This window comes from Halorubrum sp. 48-1-W, from assembly GCF_003287355.1.
GTDB lineage: Archaea > Halobacteriota > Halobacteria > Halobacteriales > Haloferacaceae > Halorubrum.
On the sequence record NZ_QMIM01000013.1, the window covers coordinates 35,406 to 50,219 of the forward strand.

The following is a 14,814-nucleotide window of genomic DNA, read 5'->3' on the forward strand; positions in this document are numbered from 1 at the left end:
TCGAACGTCTTGGTCGCGAATATCTATAAAAACCGGGCGGTCGGTCGCGACGACGGCGGTCCGAAGCACCGGGTCGGCCCCTCAATCCGAGCCGGGCGTCGGGAGCTCCGATCCGGTCAGCGGCTCGCCGTCGACCGGCTCGTCCGGGTTCGCCTCGGTCGCGGCTGTGGAGAGCCCGAGTTCCGGCTCCGCGTCGGTCTCCTCGCGTACGTGAACCGTGCCGCGGTGGACCGCGATCGCGTCCGCCAGGTGGAGCCGGACCGCCTCAAGCAACACCTCGGCCTCGAGGGGTTGTCCGCGGCGTTTGATCTCCTCGACGGTCGCGCCGTCGGGCACGTCGAAGGCGCGCTGGGCGATGACCGGTCCCTGGTCGAGGTCGGTCGTCACGTAGTGGGAGGTGACCCCGGCGATCCGGACGCCCGCGTCCTTCGCCTGCCGGTACGCCTCCGCGCCGGGGAAGGCGGGCAGAAGCGAGGGATGGACGTTGACGATCCGGCCCTCGTAGCGGAAGACGACCTCCGGCGAGAGGATCCGCATGTAGCGGGCCAACGCGATCAGGTCCACGTCGTACTCGGCCAACAGGTCGAGCAACCGACCCTCGTCGGTGTTGCCGCTCCCGTCGCCGACGTCGTAGAAGGGCTTGCCGTAGCGCTCCGCGAGCGACCGCAGGTCGCCGCGGTTGCCGATCACGACAGGGATCTCGGCCTCGCCGTCCACAGCGAGGTCGCCGTTCGCCTCCGCCTCCAGCATCGCCTCGGGGACGTGCGTCTCCTTCGTGACGAGCAGGGCGACCCGCCTCGCGTCCCGGTCGCTCGGGAACCGCACCTGGATGTCGACGTCGAGCTCGCGGCCGAGTTCGGCGAGCGCGCGGCGGAGCTCGCCGCGGGAGGTCGTCATCTCCGCGGTGTCGACCCGCGTGGTCATCCGAAAGACCCCCTCGCGGACCGCCTGGTCGAGGTCCTCGATGTTGATCCCCCGCTCGAACAGCAGGGAGGTGACCCGGGCGATGAGTCCCGTCTCGTCTCCTCCGACGACCGTGATCTCGGTCAGTTCGCGGGTCATGCGCCGATCACCTCCGCCGGTTCGAACGGTGGCATACACCGCCACCAGGCCTCGGAGGGGTTTGCCCCTTTCGTTCCGATGTCGGCTGATCCCGGACGATCGACCGGAATAGATCCACGCACGTGTATAGACGGGGCGTTCCAAAACGGTTTTTACACACGACCCCGCACTCTCACGCGATGACCGAATTCACCGCGACCGTGACGGTCCGGCTGAAGCGGGGGGTGCTCGACCCGGAGGCCGAGACGACGAAGAAGGCCCTCGAACGCCTCGGGTTCGAGCTCTCCGCGCTCCGCTCGGCGGACCGGTTCGAACTCGACCTCGAGGCCGAGGACGCCGAGGCGGCCGAGACGCGGGCCGACGAGATGGCGGAGCGGCTGCTCGCGAACCCCACGATCCACGACTACGACGTCGCGGTCGCGGAGCGATGACGGTTTCCGTCGTCCAGTTCGGCGGGTCCAACTGCGACCGCGACGCGGTCCGCGCGCTCCGACACCTCGGGATCGACGCCGAGCGACGCTGGCACGAGGACGGCCTCCCCGCCGAGCCCGACGGGATCGTCCTCCCGGGAGGGTTCTCCTACGGCGATTACCTCCGGGCTGGCGCGATGGCCGCGCGCGCGCCGGTCATGGCGGAGGTCCGCGAGGCCGCCGAGGCGGGCGTACCCGTCCTCGGCGTCTGCAACGGCGCACAGATCGGCTCCGAGTCCGGGCTCACGCCCGGCGCGTTCACGACCAACGCCTCCGCGCGGTTCCAGTGTGAGCCGGTCCACCTCCGCGTCGAGCGCGCGGACACCCCCTGGACCGCCGCCTACGACGAGGGCGACGTGATCGAGGTCCCGATCGCTCACGGCGAGGGACGCTTCGAGATCGAAGCGGACGCACACGACGAGCTCGTCGACGAGGGGCGGGTGCTCTTCCGGTACTGCGACGAGGCCGGAGCCGTCACCGACGAGGCGAACCCGAACGGATCGACCGACAACGTCGCCGGCGTCCTCGGCGAGCGCGAGACGGTCGCGGTGTTGATGCCCCACCCCGAGCGCGCGACGCTACCGGACGTGGCGACGAGCACCGACGGCGCGGGGATCCTCCGGGCGTTCGCCTGAGCCGCACGTCGATCACACGGCGTCTCGCCGCCTCAGTACTCCCGAACTTCCACATCGGGGATCCGATCGAAATCCGTCGGATTCCCGGTGATGACCGGTTCGTCGTGACGTATCGCGGTCGCCGCGATCCTGACGTCGCCCTGTCCGATGCGACTCCCCTCGTCACGGAGCTGTCCGTCGATCCGGCCGGCGTGTTTCGCGACGTCCTCGGTGAGATCGATGACTGGGCGTGATCGTAACACGGACCGGATCTTCTCGACTTCTCGAGACGCGTTTTCGGAGTAGCCGACGCCGACGTACAGCTCGTAGACGACCTGTGTGGGGACCTTTTGGGGAACGTTGGCGTCCTCGATCTCGCGTGCGGCCTCGATCGCCGCGTCGTCGCCCTTCATCAGATCGATGAGAAACGACGAATCAAGGATCATCGTCACCGTCGAAGCGGTCGATCAACTCGTCGATCTCCCGCGTGCCGGCTTCGTCGGACTCGTCGATGGCACGCCGGAACTCGGCCGCCTCCTCGTCGCTCAAGATCCCGGCCAGATCCAGCAGGGAGGACCCACCGATGAGTCGCCCGACGGCTTCCGAAAACGTCTCGTCCGGTCGCTTCTCGCTCTTGATGCGCTCGTACACGTCCTCGTCGAGCCGGACGTTGCGCGTACTCATGCGTATACGTCGTATACGAGCCTTCTTGAAACTTCCTCCGGGTCGGACGAACCGCGTTTCCCCTCCGACGCCGAGTGCCATTCCCGCACGGTTTTGCGTTCCGCGCTCGAAGCCCCGCTCATGAAAGCACGCCACATCGACCACGTCAACCTCCGGATCCCGGAGGGCGGCGTCGACGACGCCCGCGAGTTCTACGGCGACCGGCTCGGGTTCGGCATCGAGGACACCCCGTTCGAGGCGGGAGAGAAGCCCTTCTTCGACGTGCGGCTCTCGGCAACCGCGGTGATCCACCTCTGGCCGACCGCGGAGTTCGAACCGCCGGAGGCGACGAACTACGACCACGTCGCCGTCGTCGTCGTCGAGGAGTCGATCGAAGCGATCGAAACCGAACTCGACGAGGCCGGGATCGAGGTCGAACGGCGGCTGGAGTCGCCGCTCGGCGCGACCGGCGAGGCCGCGGCCGTGTACGTTCGCGACCCGTTCGGCTACCGGATCGAGCTCAAAGAGCGGGTATGACCCGTCTCGGGGGAGACAAGCGGAAGCCCCTCATCGTCGGACCTCGAACCCGTCGATCCCCTCCGGGTCCCCGTAGGTCGCGTCGACGTCGTCGACCTCGGCTGCCGGGCTCCCCGTGTGACACCACTCGACCATCCCCTCGACGGCGGGTTCGGGCCCCTCGAACACGGCCTCGACGCGTCCGTCCTCGAGGTTCCGAACCCAGCCGTCGACGCCGCGCTCGCGGGCGGCGTCCCGCGTCGTCGCGCGGTAGAAGACGCCCTGAACGCGTCCGGAGACGTACACGTGCGCTCGCGTTCGTGACGACATACGCTCCCGGGTTTGTCCCGTGGGCCGGTAAAGACGACGGTCGGGGCCGTGACGCCCCGGGCGTGAGGGCGCTTGAGCGCCGGGGATCGAGCGATCGGTCCCCGGTACGGACGGTTCGAGGGCGGTGTCAACACAATATTTATAAACGTCGTTGTTGATCGCCGATCACATGTCAACCGAATCTAACGACGGCGAGTCCGGAACGGTCGAGGGCGACACGACGCTGGCGGCGCTGTCGCACGCGTCGGCGCTCGTCGCCTCGGTCCTCGGGCCGGTCCTGTTCCTGGTGCTCGCGGACGACGACGACCGGTTGGTGAAAGAGAACGCGAAGAACTCGTTGAACTTCCAGATCGTGATGTTCGTCGCGTTCATGATCTCCGGGATCCTGACGATCGTGGTCATCGGACTCCTGTTGATCCCGGTATTCGCGATCATCGACCTGGTGTTGGTGCTCATCGCGACGGTCAAAGCCAACAACGGCGAGGTGTACGAGTACCCGTACACGCCGAGTATCATCTAGACCGCCGTCGGGAACCTACCATCGCCGCCGGGAATCGCCGAACGCCGATCGGGCGGAACCCTCCACGGCGTCGGGTCTCCAGTGAGCGACGAACGGAAACGAGGGGTGTCCAGCCGACTCAGTCGTCGGTCTTGATGTCCGCCGAGAGACCCTGTGCCATCTCGATCTCCTTGGAGTTGTTCAGCGTCCAGGCGGTCCGGTCGGTGACGGCCTCGATGGCCTCGCGAGCCGACGGGTAGCCGTTGCCGGACTTCTTGACGCCACCGAACGGAAGCTGGACCTCCGCGCCGATACACGGGAGGTTCCCGTACGCCAAGCCGATCTCGGCGCGGTCGCGGTAGTAGTTGATCTGGCGGTAGTCCTCGGAGACGATCGCGCCGGCGAGCCCGTAGTCGGTGTCGTTCTGGATCTCGACGGCCTCCTCGATGTCGCCGTCGTACTCCAAGAGCGCGACGTGCGGACCGAAGACCTCCTCTTTGATGCAATCGATGTCCGCGTAGGGGTCCGCCTCGTAGACGAACGGGCCGACCCAATAGCCGTCCTCGTGGCCGTCCGGGATCTCCTCGTCGTCGAGTTCGGTCCGGTCGACGAGCACGTTCACGCCCTCCTCGCGGGCCTGCTCGTTGTTCCGGGTGACCTTCTCGCGGTGTTCCTCCTCGATGAGCGGCCCCATGAAGGTGTTCTCGTCGAGCGGGTCGCCGACGGAGACGCGCTCCGCGACCTCGACGAAGCGCTCCTTGAACTCGTCGTACACGTCCGTGTGGACGATCAGTCGTTCGGAGGAGACACAGCGCTGGCCGGTGGTCTTGAACGAGGACATGACCGCGGAGTGGACCGCGATGTCGAGGTCCGCCTCCTCGGTGATCACGATGGCGTTCTTTCCGCCCATCTCACAGGCCGCGCGCTTGCCGGCGACGCCGCCGAGTTTGTCCTGGATCAGGTGGCCGACCTCGGCCGACCCCGTGAAGATCACGGTGTCGACGTCGTCGTTCTCGACGATCGCGTTGCCCGCGTCGCCGTAGCCCTGGACCATGTTGAAGACGCCGTCCGGGATGCCCGCGTCCTCGAACATCTCCGCGATGACCTGCGCACACCACGGGGTCTGCTCCGCGGGCTTGAACACGACCGTGTTCCCCTCCACCAGCGCGATGGCCATGTGCCAGTACGGGATGGCGACGGGGAAGTTCCACGGCGTGATACAGCCGGTGACGCCGCGGGGTTTCCGGCGCATGTAGGCGTCCTTCGCGGGGATCTCCGAGGGGACGATGTCGCCCTTGGGGTGGCGGGCGTCGCCGGCGGCCCACTCGACCATGTGGGCGGCCTCGACCACGTCCGCTTTCCCCTCGCCTATCTCCTTGCCGCACTCCTTGGTGACGATCTCGCCGAGCTCGTCGGTTCGTTCCCGGAGCTCGTGGTAGACGTCCCAGAGGTACTCCGCGCGGTCGATCCGCGAGAGCTCGCGCCACTCCTCGAACGCTTCGTCCGCGGCCGCGACCGCACGGTCGACGTCCGCCGGCGTCCCCTTCCGGAACTCGCCGAGCGTCTCCCCGGTCGCCGGGTTCTCGCTCTCGAACGTCTCCGTTCCCTCGCCGTCGACCCACTCGCCGTCGATGTAGTGTTTATACGCGTCCGACATGGTCGAATCGTCTCTCTCCGGACCCCAAATTCCCCACCCTACCATGGTCGGGAGATTCTTTAGCCCCGGGTGACCAAAGTAGAGTATCATGTCTGTGCTCGATGCGAACGAGGCCGACGGGTGGTCGGGGACTCGCCTGACGCTCGACCTGTGGCATCCGAACTGCTGGGCCATCGAGGCGACGAGCCGGACCGACGGCGGCGTGCTCGCACACGCGATATATCACTCGCCGAAGACGGGGAGCGAGGCGCCCAACACGGTGAACGGGCTCTTCACCGCGTTCGGGGACACGAACGCGGAGGTGGAGGCGCTGCTCGACGCGATCCGGGCCTCCGACTTCTCGGGGGACGTCATGGAGCTCCAACAGCGGTTCGGTCGCGCCCGCGACGCCCCGGGCAACGTCGTGCGCGAGTTCTTCGTGGAGTACGACCCGGCCGACATGATGTGTCCGACCCTGCTCGAGAACGGGTTCGTCCACAGCGCCCCGGTCCGGATCGAGGACGGACGCGAGGAGTGGCAGGTGTGTTTCGTCGGCGAACACTCGGGGATCCGGGAGTCGCTCGACGCGGTCCGCGAGTCGACGGGGGCCGAGGTGAGCATCGAGTCGATGTCGTCGTCGGGGAACGGGCAAAAGAGCGCCCGCGAGCATCGCCTCGACACGCTCACCACGACCCAGCGGGAGGTGTACGAACACGCCCGCGAACGGGGGTATTACGAGTGGCCCCGCGGGGTGTCCACGCGCGAGCTCGCCGACGACCTGGGCGTCTCGAAGACGACGATGCTCGAGCACCTCCGGAAGGCCGAATCGAAGCTGTTGGACCCATAGCGCGGGAGCACGGACCGACGGGTACTAACGACCGGCGGCCGATCGACCGGCATGGAACTGTTCGGGACGGCAGGGGTGCGCGGCAGGGTCGAGGAGCGGGTGACGCCCGAGCTCGCGCTCGCGGTCGGTCGCGCGGTGGCGGCTGAAGTCCGGGATCGCGGAGGAGAGGACCCGCCGGCGGTCGTCCTCGCCCGCGACGGTCGGGTGAGCGGCCCGGCGATCGCGGCCGCGACCGAGGCCGGACTCGCTTCCGGCGGCGCGAAGGTGCTCCGGGCGGGAACGCTCCCGACCCCGGCGCTCGCACACGCCTCGCGGGGACGATACGGCGTCATGCTCACCGCCTCGCACAACCCGCCGTCGGACAACGGGATCAAGCTCTTCTGTGACGGCGTCGAGTTCGACCGCGATCTGGAGCTGGCCATCGAAGCGCGCGTCGAGGCCGAGGAACCGCCTACGGCGTGGGACGCGTGGACGGAACCCGACCGGGTCGACACGCTCGCCGGATACCTCGAGGACGTGCGCGAGTACGCGACGGCGTTCGACGTCGGGGCCGAGGAGTCGGCGGTCGGCCTCGACGGGCTCCGGATCGCGGTCGACTGCGGCAACGGGATGTCGGGGCCGGCGACGCCGACCGTCCTCCGCGAGCTCGGCGCGACGGTCGTCACGGTCAACGGGAACGTCGACGGCCACTTCCCCGGCCGCGGGAGCAAACCCACCCCGGAGAGCCTGCGTGACCTCCGGGCGTTCGTGGCCGACGCCAACGAGGGTATCGACGCGCCCGGCCGCGAGGGCGAGGGCTTCGCCTTCGGGATCGGCCACGACGGCGACGCCGACCGGATCGTCGTCGTCGACGCCGACGGCGAGGTCGTCCACGAGGACACCGTGCTCGCGATCCTCGCCGAGCGATACGTCGCAGTGAGCGACACAGCCGATCCCGTGGTCGTGACGACGCCGAACGCCTCCGGACGGATCGACGAGCGCGTCCGCACAGCCGGAGGTCGCGTCGAGCGCGTCCGGCTGGGTGCGCTCCACGAGGGGATCGCAGCGGTGCGGGGGGAGGCCCGGGGGAGCGGGGACGACGCCGAGGTCGTCTTCGCCGCGGAGCCGTGGAAACACGTCCACGTCGCCTTCGGCGGCTGGATCGACGGCGTCTGTTCGGCAGCAGTGATCGCTCGACTCGTCGCAGCCCAGGGGCTCGAGTCGCTCCGCGAACCGGTCACGGAGCGTCCGTACCGCAAGGTCAGCGTCGACTGTCCCGACGACCGGAAGGCAGCGGCGATGGACCGCCTGCGCGAGCGCCTCCCCGAGGTGTTCCCGGAGGCTACGGTGAACACGGACCACGGCGTCCGCCTGGAGTTCCCCGACGCGTCGTGGACGCTCGTGCGTCCCTCGGGGACCGAGCCCTACGTCCGGGTGTACGCCGAGAGCGACGAGGTCGACGACCTCGTCGAGTCGGTCGGATCGGTCGTCGAGGCGGCCGTCGCCGGGAGCGACGCGTGAGGGAGAGAGCGACGCGTGAGGGAGAGAGCGACGCGTTTATGCCCCGTTCGCCCGGGGATGTAGGTGATATGGCATCCGACATCGAACGGCGGCGGTTCTTGAAGGCAGCGAGCGCGGCAGGGCTCGTCGGTCTCGCGGGATGTAGCGGCGGACCGAGCGGTGACGGTTCGGGCGACGACGGGTCGGACGACGACGGTGGCTCGGACGATGACGGTTCCGACGACGACGTACCGGCGACCGTGGGTATCGTCTACTCCGACGGCGGGCTCGGCGACAACTCGTTCAACGACGCAGCCCAGCAGGGGCTCGTCCAGGCCGAAGAGGAGTTCGGCATCGCGTACGACGAGTCCCAACCGGAGGGAACCGGCGAGTTCAACGACTTCCAGCAACGGTACGCCAGCTCGACTGACCCCGACTACGACCTGGTGTCGTGTATCGGGTTCAACCAGACGGACGCGCTCGCGGAGAACGCGCCGGAGTTCCCCGACCAGGACTTCATGATCGTCGACTCCGTCGTCGAGGAGGACAACGTCGCGAGCTACGTCTTTCGCGAGCACGAGGGATCGTTCCTGATGGGCGTGCTCGCCGCGCAACTGACGCAGACCGAGTTCTCTGCCGGGGCAGGTTCGACGGATCCCGAGTCGGCCGAGGTCGGGTTCGTCGGCGGCGTCGACAGCCCGGTCATCCGTCGGTTCCAGGCCGGATACGAGGCCGGCGTGGAGCACGTCTCCAGCGACATCGACGTCACCACGAGCTACGTCGGTAGCTACTCCGACCCCTCCGGCGGGCAGGAGGCGGCCCTCTCGATGTACCAGGGCGAGACGGACATCGTCTACCACGCCTCGGGCGCGACCGGCGTCGGCGTGTTCCAGGCTGCCCAGGAGGAGGAGCGGTTCGCCTTCGGTGTCGACCTCGACCAGTCGATCACCGAGTCGGAGTTCTCCGACGTGATCCTCGCGTCGATGGTGAAACGCGTCGACACCGCCGTCTACGAGTCCGTCTCGAACGTGATCGACGGCGACCACCGAGGCGGCGAGGCGGTCGCGCTCGGGCTCGATTCCGACGGCGTCGAGTGTGTCTACGGCGACGAGATCGGCGGCGAGGTCCCCGACGACATCGTGAGCGCGGTGTCCGACGCCCGCGACGCGATCATCGCCGGCGACATCGACGTGCCGACGGAGACCGGCGACGACTGAGGCCGGTCACACGACGTCGGCGACGACGAGGGACGCGAACCCGGCGCCGGCGATAGAGAGGGCGCCAAGGAAGGACCAGGCGGCCGCGTATCCGCTGACGTCGACGAGGTACCCGAACGCCGGCGGCGCGAACAGTCCGCTCACGGTGACCGCCAACTGACCGGCAGCGGAGGCGGCCCCCAGTTTCTCCTCCTCGACGAGCGTGGAGAGACACGAGTAGTAGAGGCCGGTCGAGGCGAGCACGAGCACGCCGATACCGGCGAAGACGACGCCGGCAGCGATGGCGGTCTCCGCTGCCGGGACGAGGAAGTAGAGGGCGCCGCCGCCCGCCGCCTGGACGGCGAGGATCCCCCCCGTTCTGACCCGTGCCGGACCGGGAAGGACGTCCGCGAGCGTCCCCACGGCGACCTTTCCGATGCTCCCCGCGACCTGCGTGGACGCCAGGACGACTCCGGCGACCGCGACCGAGGTGCCGACGGACTCGCCCACGAAGAGGGTGACGTAGCCGGTCGTCGTGTAGAACGCTGACCCCAGACACACGCCGGCGAGCAGGAGGACGAGGTACGGTCGGTTCGACGACAGCGCGCGGAAGTCGGGCGAGGTCGCCTCGCCCGAACTCGAGCGACGGTACACCCGGAAGAAGACGGCGGCGGTCACGAGCCCGACCGCCCCGGCGGCGAGGAACCCGAACTGCCAGAAGAACGTCCCGGCGGCTCCCGTGACCAACAGCGCGCCGACCGCGCTCCCGACCGTCGGGCCGACCTGTTTGATCCCGATCGCGCGGTGGTGTTTCCCGGGTTCGATCCGGTCGAAGATCGCCTTGTTCGTCCCCGGCGTGGCGCTCCCGTACATCGACCCGAGGAGGAAGGCGGCGAACAAAAGCAGCGGGTAGGTCGGGGCGATCGCAACCCCGAGGACGCCGACCGAGAGGCCGACGAGCCCGACGGTCAGCGTGGGTTTCTCCCCGAACCGGTCGGTCGCGATACCGAACGGCAACAGCGAGACGGCGTACCCGAGCGTCAACGCGGCGATCACGATCCCGACCTCGAGTCCCGTCAGGTCGAACGCGTCCCGGAAGAGCGGCGTCCCGGCGTACACCGTGTAGTAGCAGACGCTGGCGGCGACGTGCCAGACGGTCACGGCGGTCACGATCCGCCAGAACCGCGAGACCATGCGCTCTCCACAGGGTCAGGGAGGATAACCGTACGTGTGGCGGCGAGCCGGGCCGGACGTGTACGGGAACGGGGCCGGCAGGACGACGACCGGCGATCGGTTCCGCGGCGATCGGTTCCGCGGCGGTCGGTTCCGCGACGATCGGTTCGACGACGAACCCGCGGTCTTTTTGCCCCGCACACGGAGATACGGACGAATGAACCCGGCGGTCCACCTTGACGGTATCACGAAGCGGTTCCCCGGGGTCGTCGCCAACGACGACGTGGACCTCGAGATAGCCAGAGGAAGCGTCCACGCCCTGCTCGGCGAGAACGGGGCCGGCAAGACGACGCTGATGAACGTGTTGTACGGGCTCTACCAGCCGACCGAGGGGACGGTCGTCGTCGACGGCGAACCCCGTTCGTTCGCGTCCCCGCGCGACGCGATCGACGCCGGGATCGGCATGATCCACCAGCACTTCATGCTCGTCGACCCCATGACGGTGTGGGAGAACGTCGTCCTCGGCAACGAGCCGCGGACGTGGGGCGGGCTCCGCGTCGACGAGGCGGCCGCCCGCGAGGCGGTGGTCGAGTTGAGCGAGCGTTACGGCTTCGACGTCGACCCCGACGCCCGGATCGCGGACGCCTCCGTGGGGGTCCAACAGCGCGTCGAGATCCTGAAGGCGCTGTACCGCGGCGCGGACGTCCTCATCATGGACGAGCCGACCGCGGTGCTCACGCCCCAGGAGGTCGAGGAGCTGTACGACGTCTTCGAGGAGCTGACCGACCAGGGGAAGACGATAATCTTCATCTCGCACAAGCTCGGCGAGGCGCTCTCGGCCGCCGACGAGATCACCGTCCTGCGCGACGGCGTCAACGTCGGCACCGTCGCGTCGGCCGACGTGACCCGCGAGGACCTCGCGAGGATGATGGTCGGCCGCGAGGTGTTGATGGAGCCGGCGACGACGCCCCGGGAGCCCGGCGATCGCGTGCTCGAGGTGACCGACCTCCACGTCGAGGACGACCGCGGCGTCGAGGCCGTCTCGGGGGTCTCCTTCGAGCTCCGTGAGGGCGAAGTGCTCGGGATCGCGGGCGTCGACGGCAACGGCCAGCTCCAGCTCGCCGAGGCGGTCACGGGGATGCGCGAGCCGTCGTCGGGGTCGATCGTCTACCTCGGCGAGTCGATGGCCGGCGCGAGCCGCCGCGAGCACATCGACCGCGGGATGGCGTTCGTCCCGGAGGACCGCCACGAACGGGGGCTGGTGATGTCCTACGACCTCATCCAGAACGGGATCCTCGGGAGCCAGCACGACCCGCCGTTCGCCTCGGGCGGTCGGATCGACTGGGAGGCGTCCGCGGACCACGCCGAGTCGGTGATCGAGGCGTACGACGTGCGGCCGCCGAACCCCGACGCGAGCGCGGAGTCCTTCTCGGGGGGGAACCAGCAGAAGTTCATCGTCGGCCGCGAGTTCGAGCGCGACCCGACCCTCGTCGTCGCGACCCACCCGACCCGCGGCGTCGACATCGGCTCAACGGAGTTCCTCCACGACCGCCTGCTCGAGTTGCGTGCCGAGGGGAAGGCGGTACTCCTCATCTCCTCGAAGCTCGACGAGGTCCAGGGGCTCTCGGACCGGCTCGCCGTGATCCACGAGGGCGAGTTCTCCGGCGTCGTCGATCCGGCGACGGTGACCGAAGAGGAGATCGGCCTGCTGATGGCCGGGGAGACGCTCGACGGCGAGGGCGTCTCGGGGGCGGCGATCCACGACGCGGTCGGCGACGGCCTCGGCGAGGGCAGTTCCGACGACACGGACGGGACCCGCGGAACCGGATCTGACCGTGAGACCACAGCGGACGAGGGGGTGGACGCGTGAGCGAAGGTGACGGCGGACGACTCCCGTCGACCGTCCGCCGCGTGCTCGAACCCTTCGTCGACCGCACCGTGGCCGAGCGGGTCCTCATCAGCATCGCCGCGATCCTGTTGTCGATCGGCGTCGGCTTCGTCATCGTGCTCGTCTCGGGACGGGTCGCGCAGTGTAGCACCGCTGCCTGGACGATGCCCGTGACCGGCCTCGGGTTCTGTTATGACCCCGTCCAGGTGTACGTCGTGTTGTTCAACGGCGCGCTCGGGTACCCGTTCGCGGTCGGCGAGCCCGCCGTATTCAACCCGGCGTGGACGCCGTTCAACCTCTCGTTCGGGCTCACCCTCTCGGAGACGACGCTCCTGATATTCACCGGGCTCTCGGTCGCGGTGGCGTTCCGCGCCGGGCTCTTCAACATCGGGACGCAGGGACAGCTCGTCGTCGGCGCGCTCGCGACCGCGTTGACGGTGCTCGCGCTCGCCCCGTTGCTCCCGGCAGGACCGATCGCCGGCGTCGCCCTCGTCGCCGTCGGCACCCTCGCCGGGGCGGTCGGCGGCGGCCTCTGGGGCGCGATCCCCGGCGCGTTGAAGGCGTACACCGACGCCAACGAGGTCATCACCACGATCATGCTCAACTTCGTCGCCGCGAACGTCGCGTACGTGCTGGTGTTGGAGGTGTTCCGCGCGGAGGGCTCCTCCGTCGTCGCGACGCGGTACGTCCCCGACCACGCGCAGTTCCGGCCCTGGCTGTTCCCGGCCTCCAGCGACTTCGCACTGCTCGCGCTGCTCGTCGGCGTCGGGTTCATCGGCGGGCTCTACTACCTCCTCGAACACACGACGTTCGGCTACGACCTGCGCACGAGCGGGGTTCAGGCGGCGGCCGCGGAGTACGGCGGCGTGAACGCGAAGCTGACGACCGTGCGCGCGATGACGCTCTCGGGCGCGCTCGGCGGCGTCGGCGGCGCGGTGTGGGTGCTGATGTCCGAGGGGCGGTGGATAGAGTCGGTCCCCGACCTGGGTTTCGACGGGATCACGGTCTCGATCCTGGCGGGGAACAACCCGCTCGGCGTGCTCCCGGCCGCGTTCCTGTTCGGCCTCCTGAAGGGCGGCGCACTCGAGATCGGGTTCCGGACCGACGTGCCGACCGAGCTCGTCGGGGTGCTGCGCGGGCTGATCATCCTCTTCGTGGCCATGCCGGAGTTCTTCCGGATGGCCGGACGGTACGTCGGACTCGGCTCGGACGGGCCAGGAGGGCCGGAAGCGGCCGAACCCGACGACGGTTCCGGGGGCGGAGGCGACGCTGTCGGGAACGGGGGAGACGACGCTGTCGGGAACGGGGGAGACGACGCTGTCGGGATCGGGGGAGACGACGTCGGAGGCGACGCTGTCGGGATCGGGGGAGGTGAGACCGATGCGTAACCCGCTCGCGGACGTCACCGTCCCGGTCCTCGACGACCTGATCGACGACGACTACGTGCGCTCGCTCGTCGTCGGCGTCGGCGGGATCCTCGGCCTGCTGGGAGTGCTCGGCCTGCTGTTTCCGGGCTCGGTCGCCGGCGACCTCGCGGGCATCGTCTTCTCGACGAGCACGGCCGCGTCGACGTCGCGGCTCGCAGCGCCGATCGTCCTCGCCGGGCTCGGCGGGATCTTCGCCGAGAAGAGCGGCGTGATCAACATCGGCCTGGAGGGGCTGTTGATCATCTCGGCGTTCATGTCCGTCTACATCGCGTCGGTCGTCGGGATCGGGAACGCGGTCCTCGGGATCCCTGCGATCTGGATCGGCTTCCTCTCCGGGATCGCCGCCTCGACGGTTCTCGCTGGCGTCTTCGGCGTCGTCTGTATCGAATTCAAGGCGGACCAGATCATCGCCGGGCTGGCGGTGTGGCTCATCGCCCTGGGGCTCGCGCCGTTCATGTCGACCGTCTTCTTCGGCGGCGTCAACACGCCGAACCTCGGCGCGAGCGTGGGGTGGCGGTACTCCGCCGTCATGGTCGCCGTCGCGACGCTGGCGTCGTGGTGGGCACTGAACCACACCGCCTTCGGGAAACACCTCGAGGCGTCCGGCGAGAACCCGAAGGCGCTCGACACGGTCGGCGTCTCGGTCTCGCGGGTCCGGTACGCCGGGGTGTTGCTGTCGGGCGTCCTCTCCGGCGTGGGAGGGTCGGCGCTCGCGCTCTCGATCGGCCAGTTCGTCGGCTCCGGCGAGACGATGGTCCAGGGGAAGGGGTTCATCGCCATCGTGGCGTACCTGTTCGGCAACTACAACCCGCTCGGGACGCTGGGGGCCGGCGTGCTGTTCGCGGGGCTCGACGCGACCCAGATCCGGCTCCAACAGCTCGGCTACGCGGTCCCCGACACGCTGGTCCAGACGATCCCGTACGTGGTCGTGATCGTCGTCCTCGCGCTGGTCGGGCGGACCCGGCTCCCCGCGGCCGCCGGGGACCACTACGAGACCGAAGAGTAGCGCGAGGC

The 14,814-nt window shown here is 68.9% G+C and carries 16 protein-coding genes; 10 read left to right on the forward strand and 6 right to left on the reverse strand.

What is annotated here, in order from left to right:
• Positions 1–81: 81 nt before the first annotated feature.
• Entirely contained in the window at positions 82–1,062 is a 981-nt protein-coding gene (locus DQW50_RS07220; RefSeq protein ID WP_112078623.1) for a formyltransferase family protein, read from the reverse strand.
• A gap of 179 nt (positions 1,063–1,241) precedes the next feature.
• On the opposite strand from DQW50_RS07220, the gene purS reads away from it, so the two are divergent.
• Both purS and purQ read left to right on the forward strand, forming a co-directional pair.
• Positions 1,242–1,493, forward strand: coding sequence for a phosphoribosylformylglycinamidine synthase subunit PurS (purS, locus tag DQW50_RS07225; RefSeq protein ID WP_112078624.1), 252 nt, complete (start codon positions 1,242–1,244; stop codon positions 1,491–1,493).
• A complete protein-coding gene (purQ, locus tag DQW50_RS07230; protein WP_112078625.1) occupies positions 1,490–2,167 on the forward strand; it encodes a phosphoribosylformylglycinamidine synthase I in 678 nt (225 codons plus the stop codon). The genes purS and purQ overlap by 4 nt, the downstream gene beginning before the upstream one ends.
• Positions 2,168–2,199: 32 nt before the next feature.
• On the opposite strand, the gene DQW50_RS07235 is transcribed toward purQ, so the two are convergent.
• Together DQW50_RS07235 and DQW50_RS07240 are read right to left on the reverse strand one after the other, a co-directional pair.
• A complete protein-coding gene (locus DQW50_RS07235) occupies positions 2,200–2,592 on the reverse strand; it encodes a type II toxin-antitoxin system VapC family toxin (RefSeq protein WP_112078626.1) in 393 nt (130 codons plus the stop codon).
• Positions 2,582–2,830: an antitoxin VapB family protein gene (locus DQW50_RS07240; RefSeq protein WP_112078627.1), complete on the reverse strand. Its 249-nt coding sequence runs from the start codon at positions 2,828–2,830 to the stop codon at positions 2,582–2,584. The genes DQW50_RS07235 and DQW50_RS07240 overlap by 11 nt, the downstream gene beginning before the upstream one ends.
• Positions 2,831–2,950: 120 nt before the next feature.
• Between DQW50_RS07240 and DQW50_RS07245 the strand changes: the two genes are divergently transcribed.
• Complete coding sequence (locus DQW50_RS07245; RefSeq protein WP_112078628.1) at positions 2,951–3,346, forward strand: VOC family protein; 396 nt, start codon at positions 2,951–2,953, stop codon at positions 3,344–3,346.
• A gap of 30 nt (positions 3,347–3,376) precedes the next feature.
• On the opposite strand, the gene DQW50_RS07250 is transcribed toward DQW50_RS07245, so the two are convergent.
• Entirely contained in the window at positions 3,377–3,655 is a 279-nt protein-coding gene (locus DQW50_RS07250) for an acylphosphatase (protein ID WP_112078629.1), read from the reverse strand.
• A gap of 169 nt (positions 3,656–3,824) precedes the next feature.
• On the opposite strand from DQW50_RS07250, the gene DQW50_RS07255 reads away from it, so the two are divergent.
• A complete protein-coding gene (locus tag DQW50_RS07255; protein WP_112078630.1) occupies positions 3,825–4,175 on the forward strand; it encodes a DUF4870 domain-containing protein in 351 nt (116 codons plus the stop codon).
• A gap of 118 nt (positions 4,176–4,293) precedes the next feature.
• On the opposite strand, the gene DQW50_RS07260 is transcribed toward DQW50_RS07255, so the two are convergent.
• A complete protein-coding gene (locus tag DQW50_RS07260) occupies positions 4,294–5,811 on the reverse strand; it encodes an aldehyde dehydrogenase family protein (RefSeq protein WP_112078631.1) in 1,518 nt (505 codons plus the stop codon).
• Between the two features lie 88 nt (positions 5,812–5,899).
• Between DQW50_RS07260 and DQW50_RS07265 the strand changes: the two genes are divergently transcribed.
• The 3 genes from DQW50_RS07265 to DQW50_RS07275 all read left to right on the forward strand — a co-directional run bounded on the left by DQW50_RS07265 (position 5,900) and on the right by DQW50_RS07275 (position 9,333).
• A complete protein-coding gene (locus DQW50_RS07265; RefSeq protein ID WP_112078632.1) occupies positions 5,900–6,637 on the forward strand; it encodes a helix-turn-helix domain-containing protein in 738 nt (245 codons plus the stop codon).
• 51 nt (positions 6,638–6,688) lie between these two features.
• On the forward strand, positions 6,689–8,137 hold the full coding sequence (locus DQW50_RS07270) for a phosphomannomutase (RefSeq protein WP_112078633.1): 1,449 nt from the start codon (positions 6,689–6,691) through the stop codon (positions 8,135–8,137).
• Between the two features lie 68 nt (positions 8,138–8,205).
• Positions 8,206–9,333 (forward strand): BMP family protein, encoded by a 1,128-nt coding sequence (locus tag DQW50_RS07275; RefSeq protein ID WP_112078634.1) that lies wholly within the window; start codon positions 8,206–8,208, stop codon positions 9,331–9,333.
• Positions 9,334–9,339: 6 nt separating this feature from the next.
• On the opposite strand, the gene DQW50_RS07280 is transcribed toward DQW50_RS07275, so the two are convergent.
• Positions 9,340–10,506, reverse strand: a complete 1,167-nt coding sequence (locus DQW50_RS07280) for an MFS transporter (RefSeq protein WP_112078635.1) — start codon at positions 10,504–10,506, stop codon at positions 9,340–9,342.
• A 196-nt stretch (positions 10,507–10,702) separates the two neighbouring features.
• On the opposite strand from DQW50_RS07280, the gene DQW50_RS07285 reads away from it, so the two are divergent.
• The 3 genes from DQW50_RS07285 to DQW50_RS07295 are packed head-to-tail and all read left to right on the forward strand — an operon-like array spanning position 10,703 to position 14,806.
• Positions 10,703–12,355: an ABC transporter ATP-binding protein gene (locus DQW50_RS07285; protein ID WP_112078654.1), complete on the forward strand. Its 1,653-nt coding sequence runs from the start codon at positions 10,703–10,705 to the stop codon at positions 12,353–12,355.
• Positions 12,352–13,761: an ABC transporter permease gene (locus tag DQW50_RS07290; RefSeq protein WP_112078636.1), complete on the forward strand. Its 1,410-nt coding sequence runs from the start codon at positions 12,352–12,354 to the stop codon at positions 13,759–13,761. Before DQW50_RS07285 ends, DQW50_RS07290 begins: the two co-directional genes overlap by 4 nt.
• Positions 13,754–14,806, forward strand: a complete 1,053-nt coding sequence (locus tag DQW50_RS07295; RefSeq protein WP_112078637.1) for an ABC transporter permease — start codon at positions 13,754–13,756, stop codon at positions 14,804–14,806. Before DQW50_RS07290 ends, DQW50_RS07295 begins: the two co-directional genes overlap by 8 nt.
• Positions 14,807–14,814 lie beyond the last annotated feature (8 nt).

Bases quoted from the DNA above. Each gene is read 5' to 3' on its own strand.
- DQW50_RS07270 (WP_112078633.1), top strand. From the start codon at position 6,689: ATGGAACTGTTCGGGACGGCAGGGGTGCGCGGCAGGGTCGAGGAGCGG.
- DQW50_RS07265 (WP_112078632.1), top strand. From the start codon at position 5,900: ATGTCTGTGCTCGATGCGAACGAGGCCGACGGGTGGTCGGGGACTCGC.
- DQW50_RS07250 (WP_112078629.1), bottom strand. From the start codon at position 3,655: ATGTCGTCACGAACGCGAGCGCACGTGTACGTCTCCGGACGCGTTCAG.
- DQW50_RS07235 (WP_112078626.1), bottom strand. From the start codon at position 2,592: ATGATCCTTGATTCGTCGTTTCTCATCGATCTGATGAAGGGCGACGAC.
- DQW50_RS07220 (WP_112078623.1), bottom strand. From the start codon at position 1,062: ATGACCCGCGAACTGACCGAGATCACGGTCGTCGGAGGAGACGAGACG.
- DQW50_RS07245 (WP_112078628.1), top strand. From the start codon at position 2,951: ATGAAAGCACGCCACATCGACCACGTCAACCTCCGGATCCCGGAGGGC.
- DQW50_RS07275 (WP_112078634.1), top strand. From the start codon at position 8,206: ATGGCATCCGACATCGAACGGCGGCGGTTCTTGAAGGCAGCGAGCGCG.
- DQW50_RS07295 (WP_112078637.1), top strand. From the start codon at position 13,754: ATGCGTAACCCGCTCGCGGACGTCACCGTCCCGGTCCTCGACGACCTG.
- DQW50_RS07260 (WP_112078631.1), bottom strand. From the start codon at position 5,811: ATGTCGGACGCGTATAAACACTACATCGACGGCGAGTGGGTCGACGGC.
- DQW50_RS07280 (WP_112078635.1), bottom strand. From the start codon at position 10,506: ATGGTCTCGCGGTTCTGGCGGATCGTGACCGCCGTGACCGTCTGGCAC.
- purQ (WP_112078625.1), top strand. From the start codon at position 1,490: ATGACGGTTTCCGTCGTCCAGTTCGGCGGGTCCAACTGCGACCGCGAC.
- purS (WP_112078624.1), top strand. From the start codon at position 1,242: ATGACCGAATTCACCGCGACCGTGACGGTCCGGCTGAAGCGGGGGGTG.
- DQW50_RS07255 (WP_112078630.1), top strand. From the start codon at position 3,825: ATGTCAACCGAATCTAACGACGGCGAGTCCGGAACGGTCGAGGGCGAC.
- DQW50_RS07285 (WP_112078654.1), top strand. From the start codon at position 10,703: ATGAACCCGGCGGTCCACCTTGACGGTATCACGAAGCGGTTCCCCGGG.
- DQW50_RS07240 (WP_112078627.1), bottom strand. From the start codon at position 2,830: ATGAGTACGCGCAACGTCCGGCTCGACGAGGACGTGTACGAGCGCATC.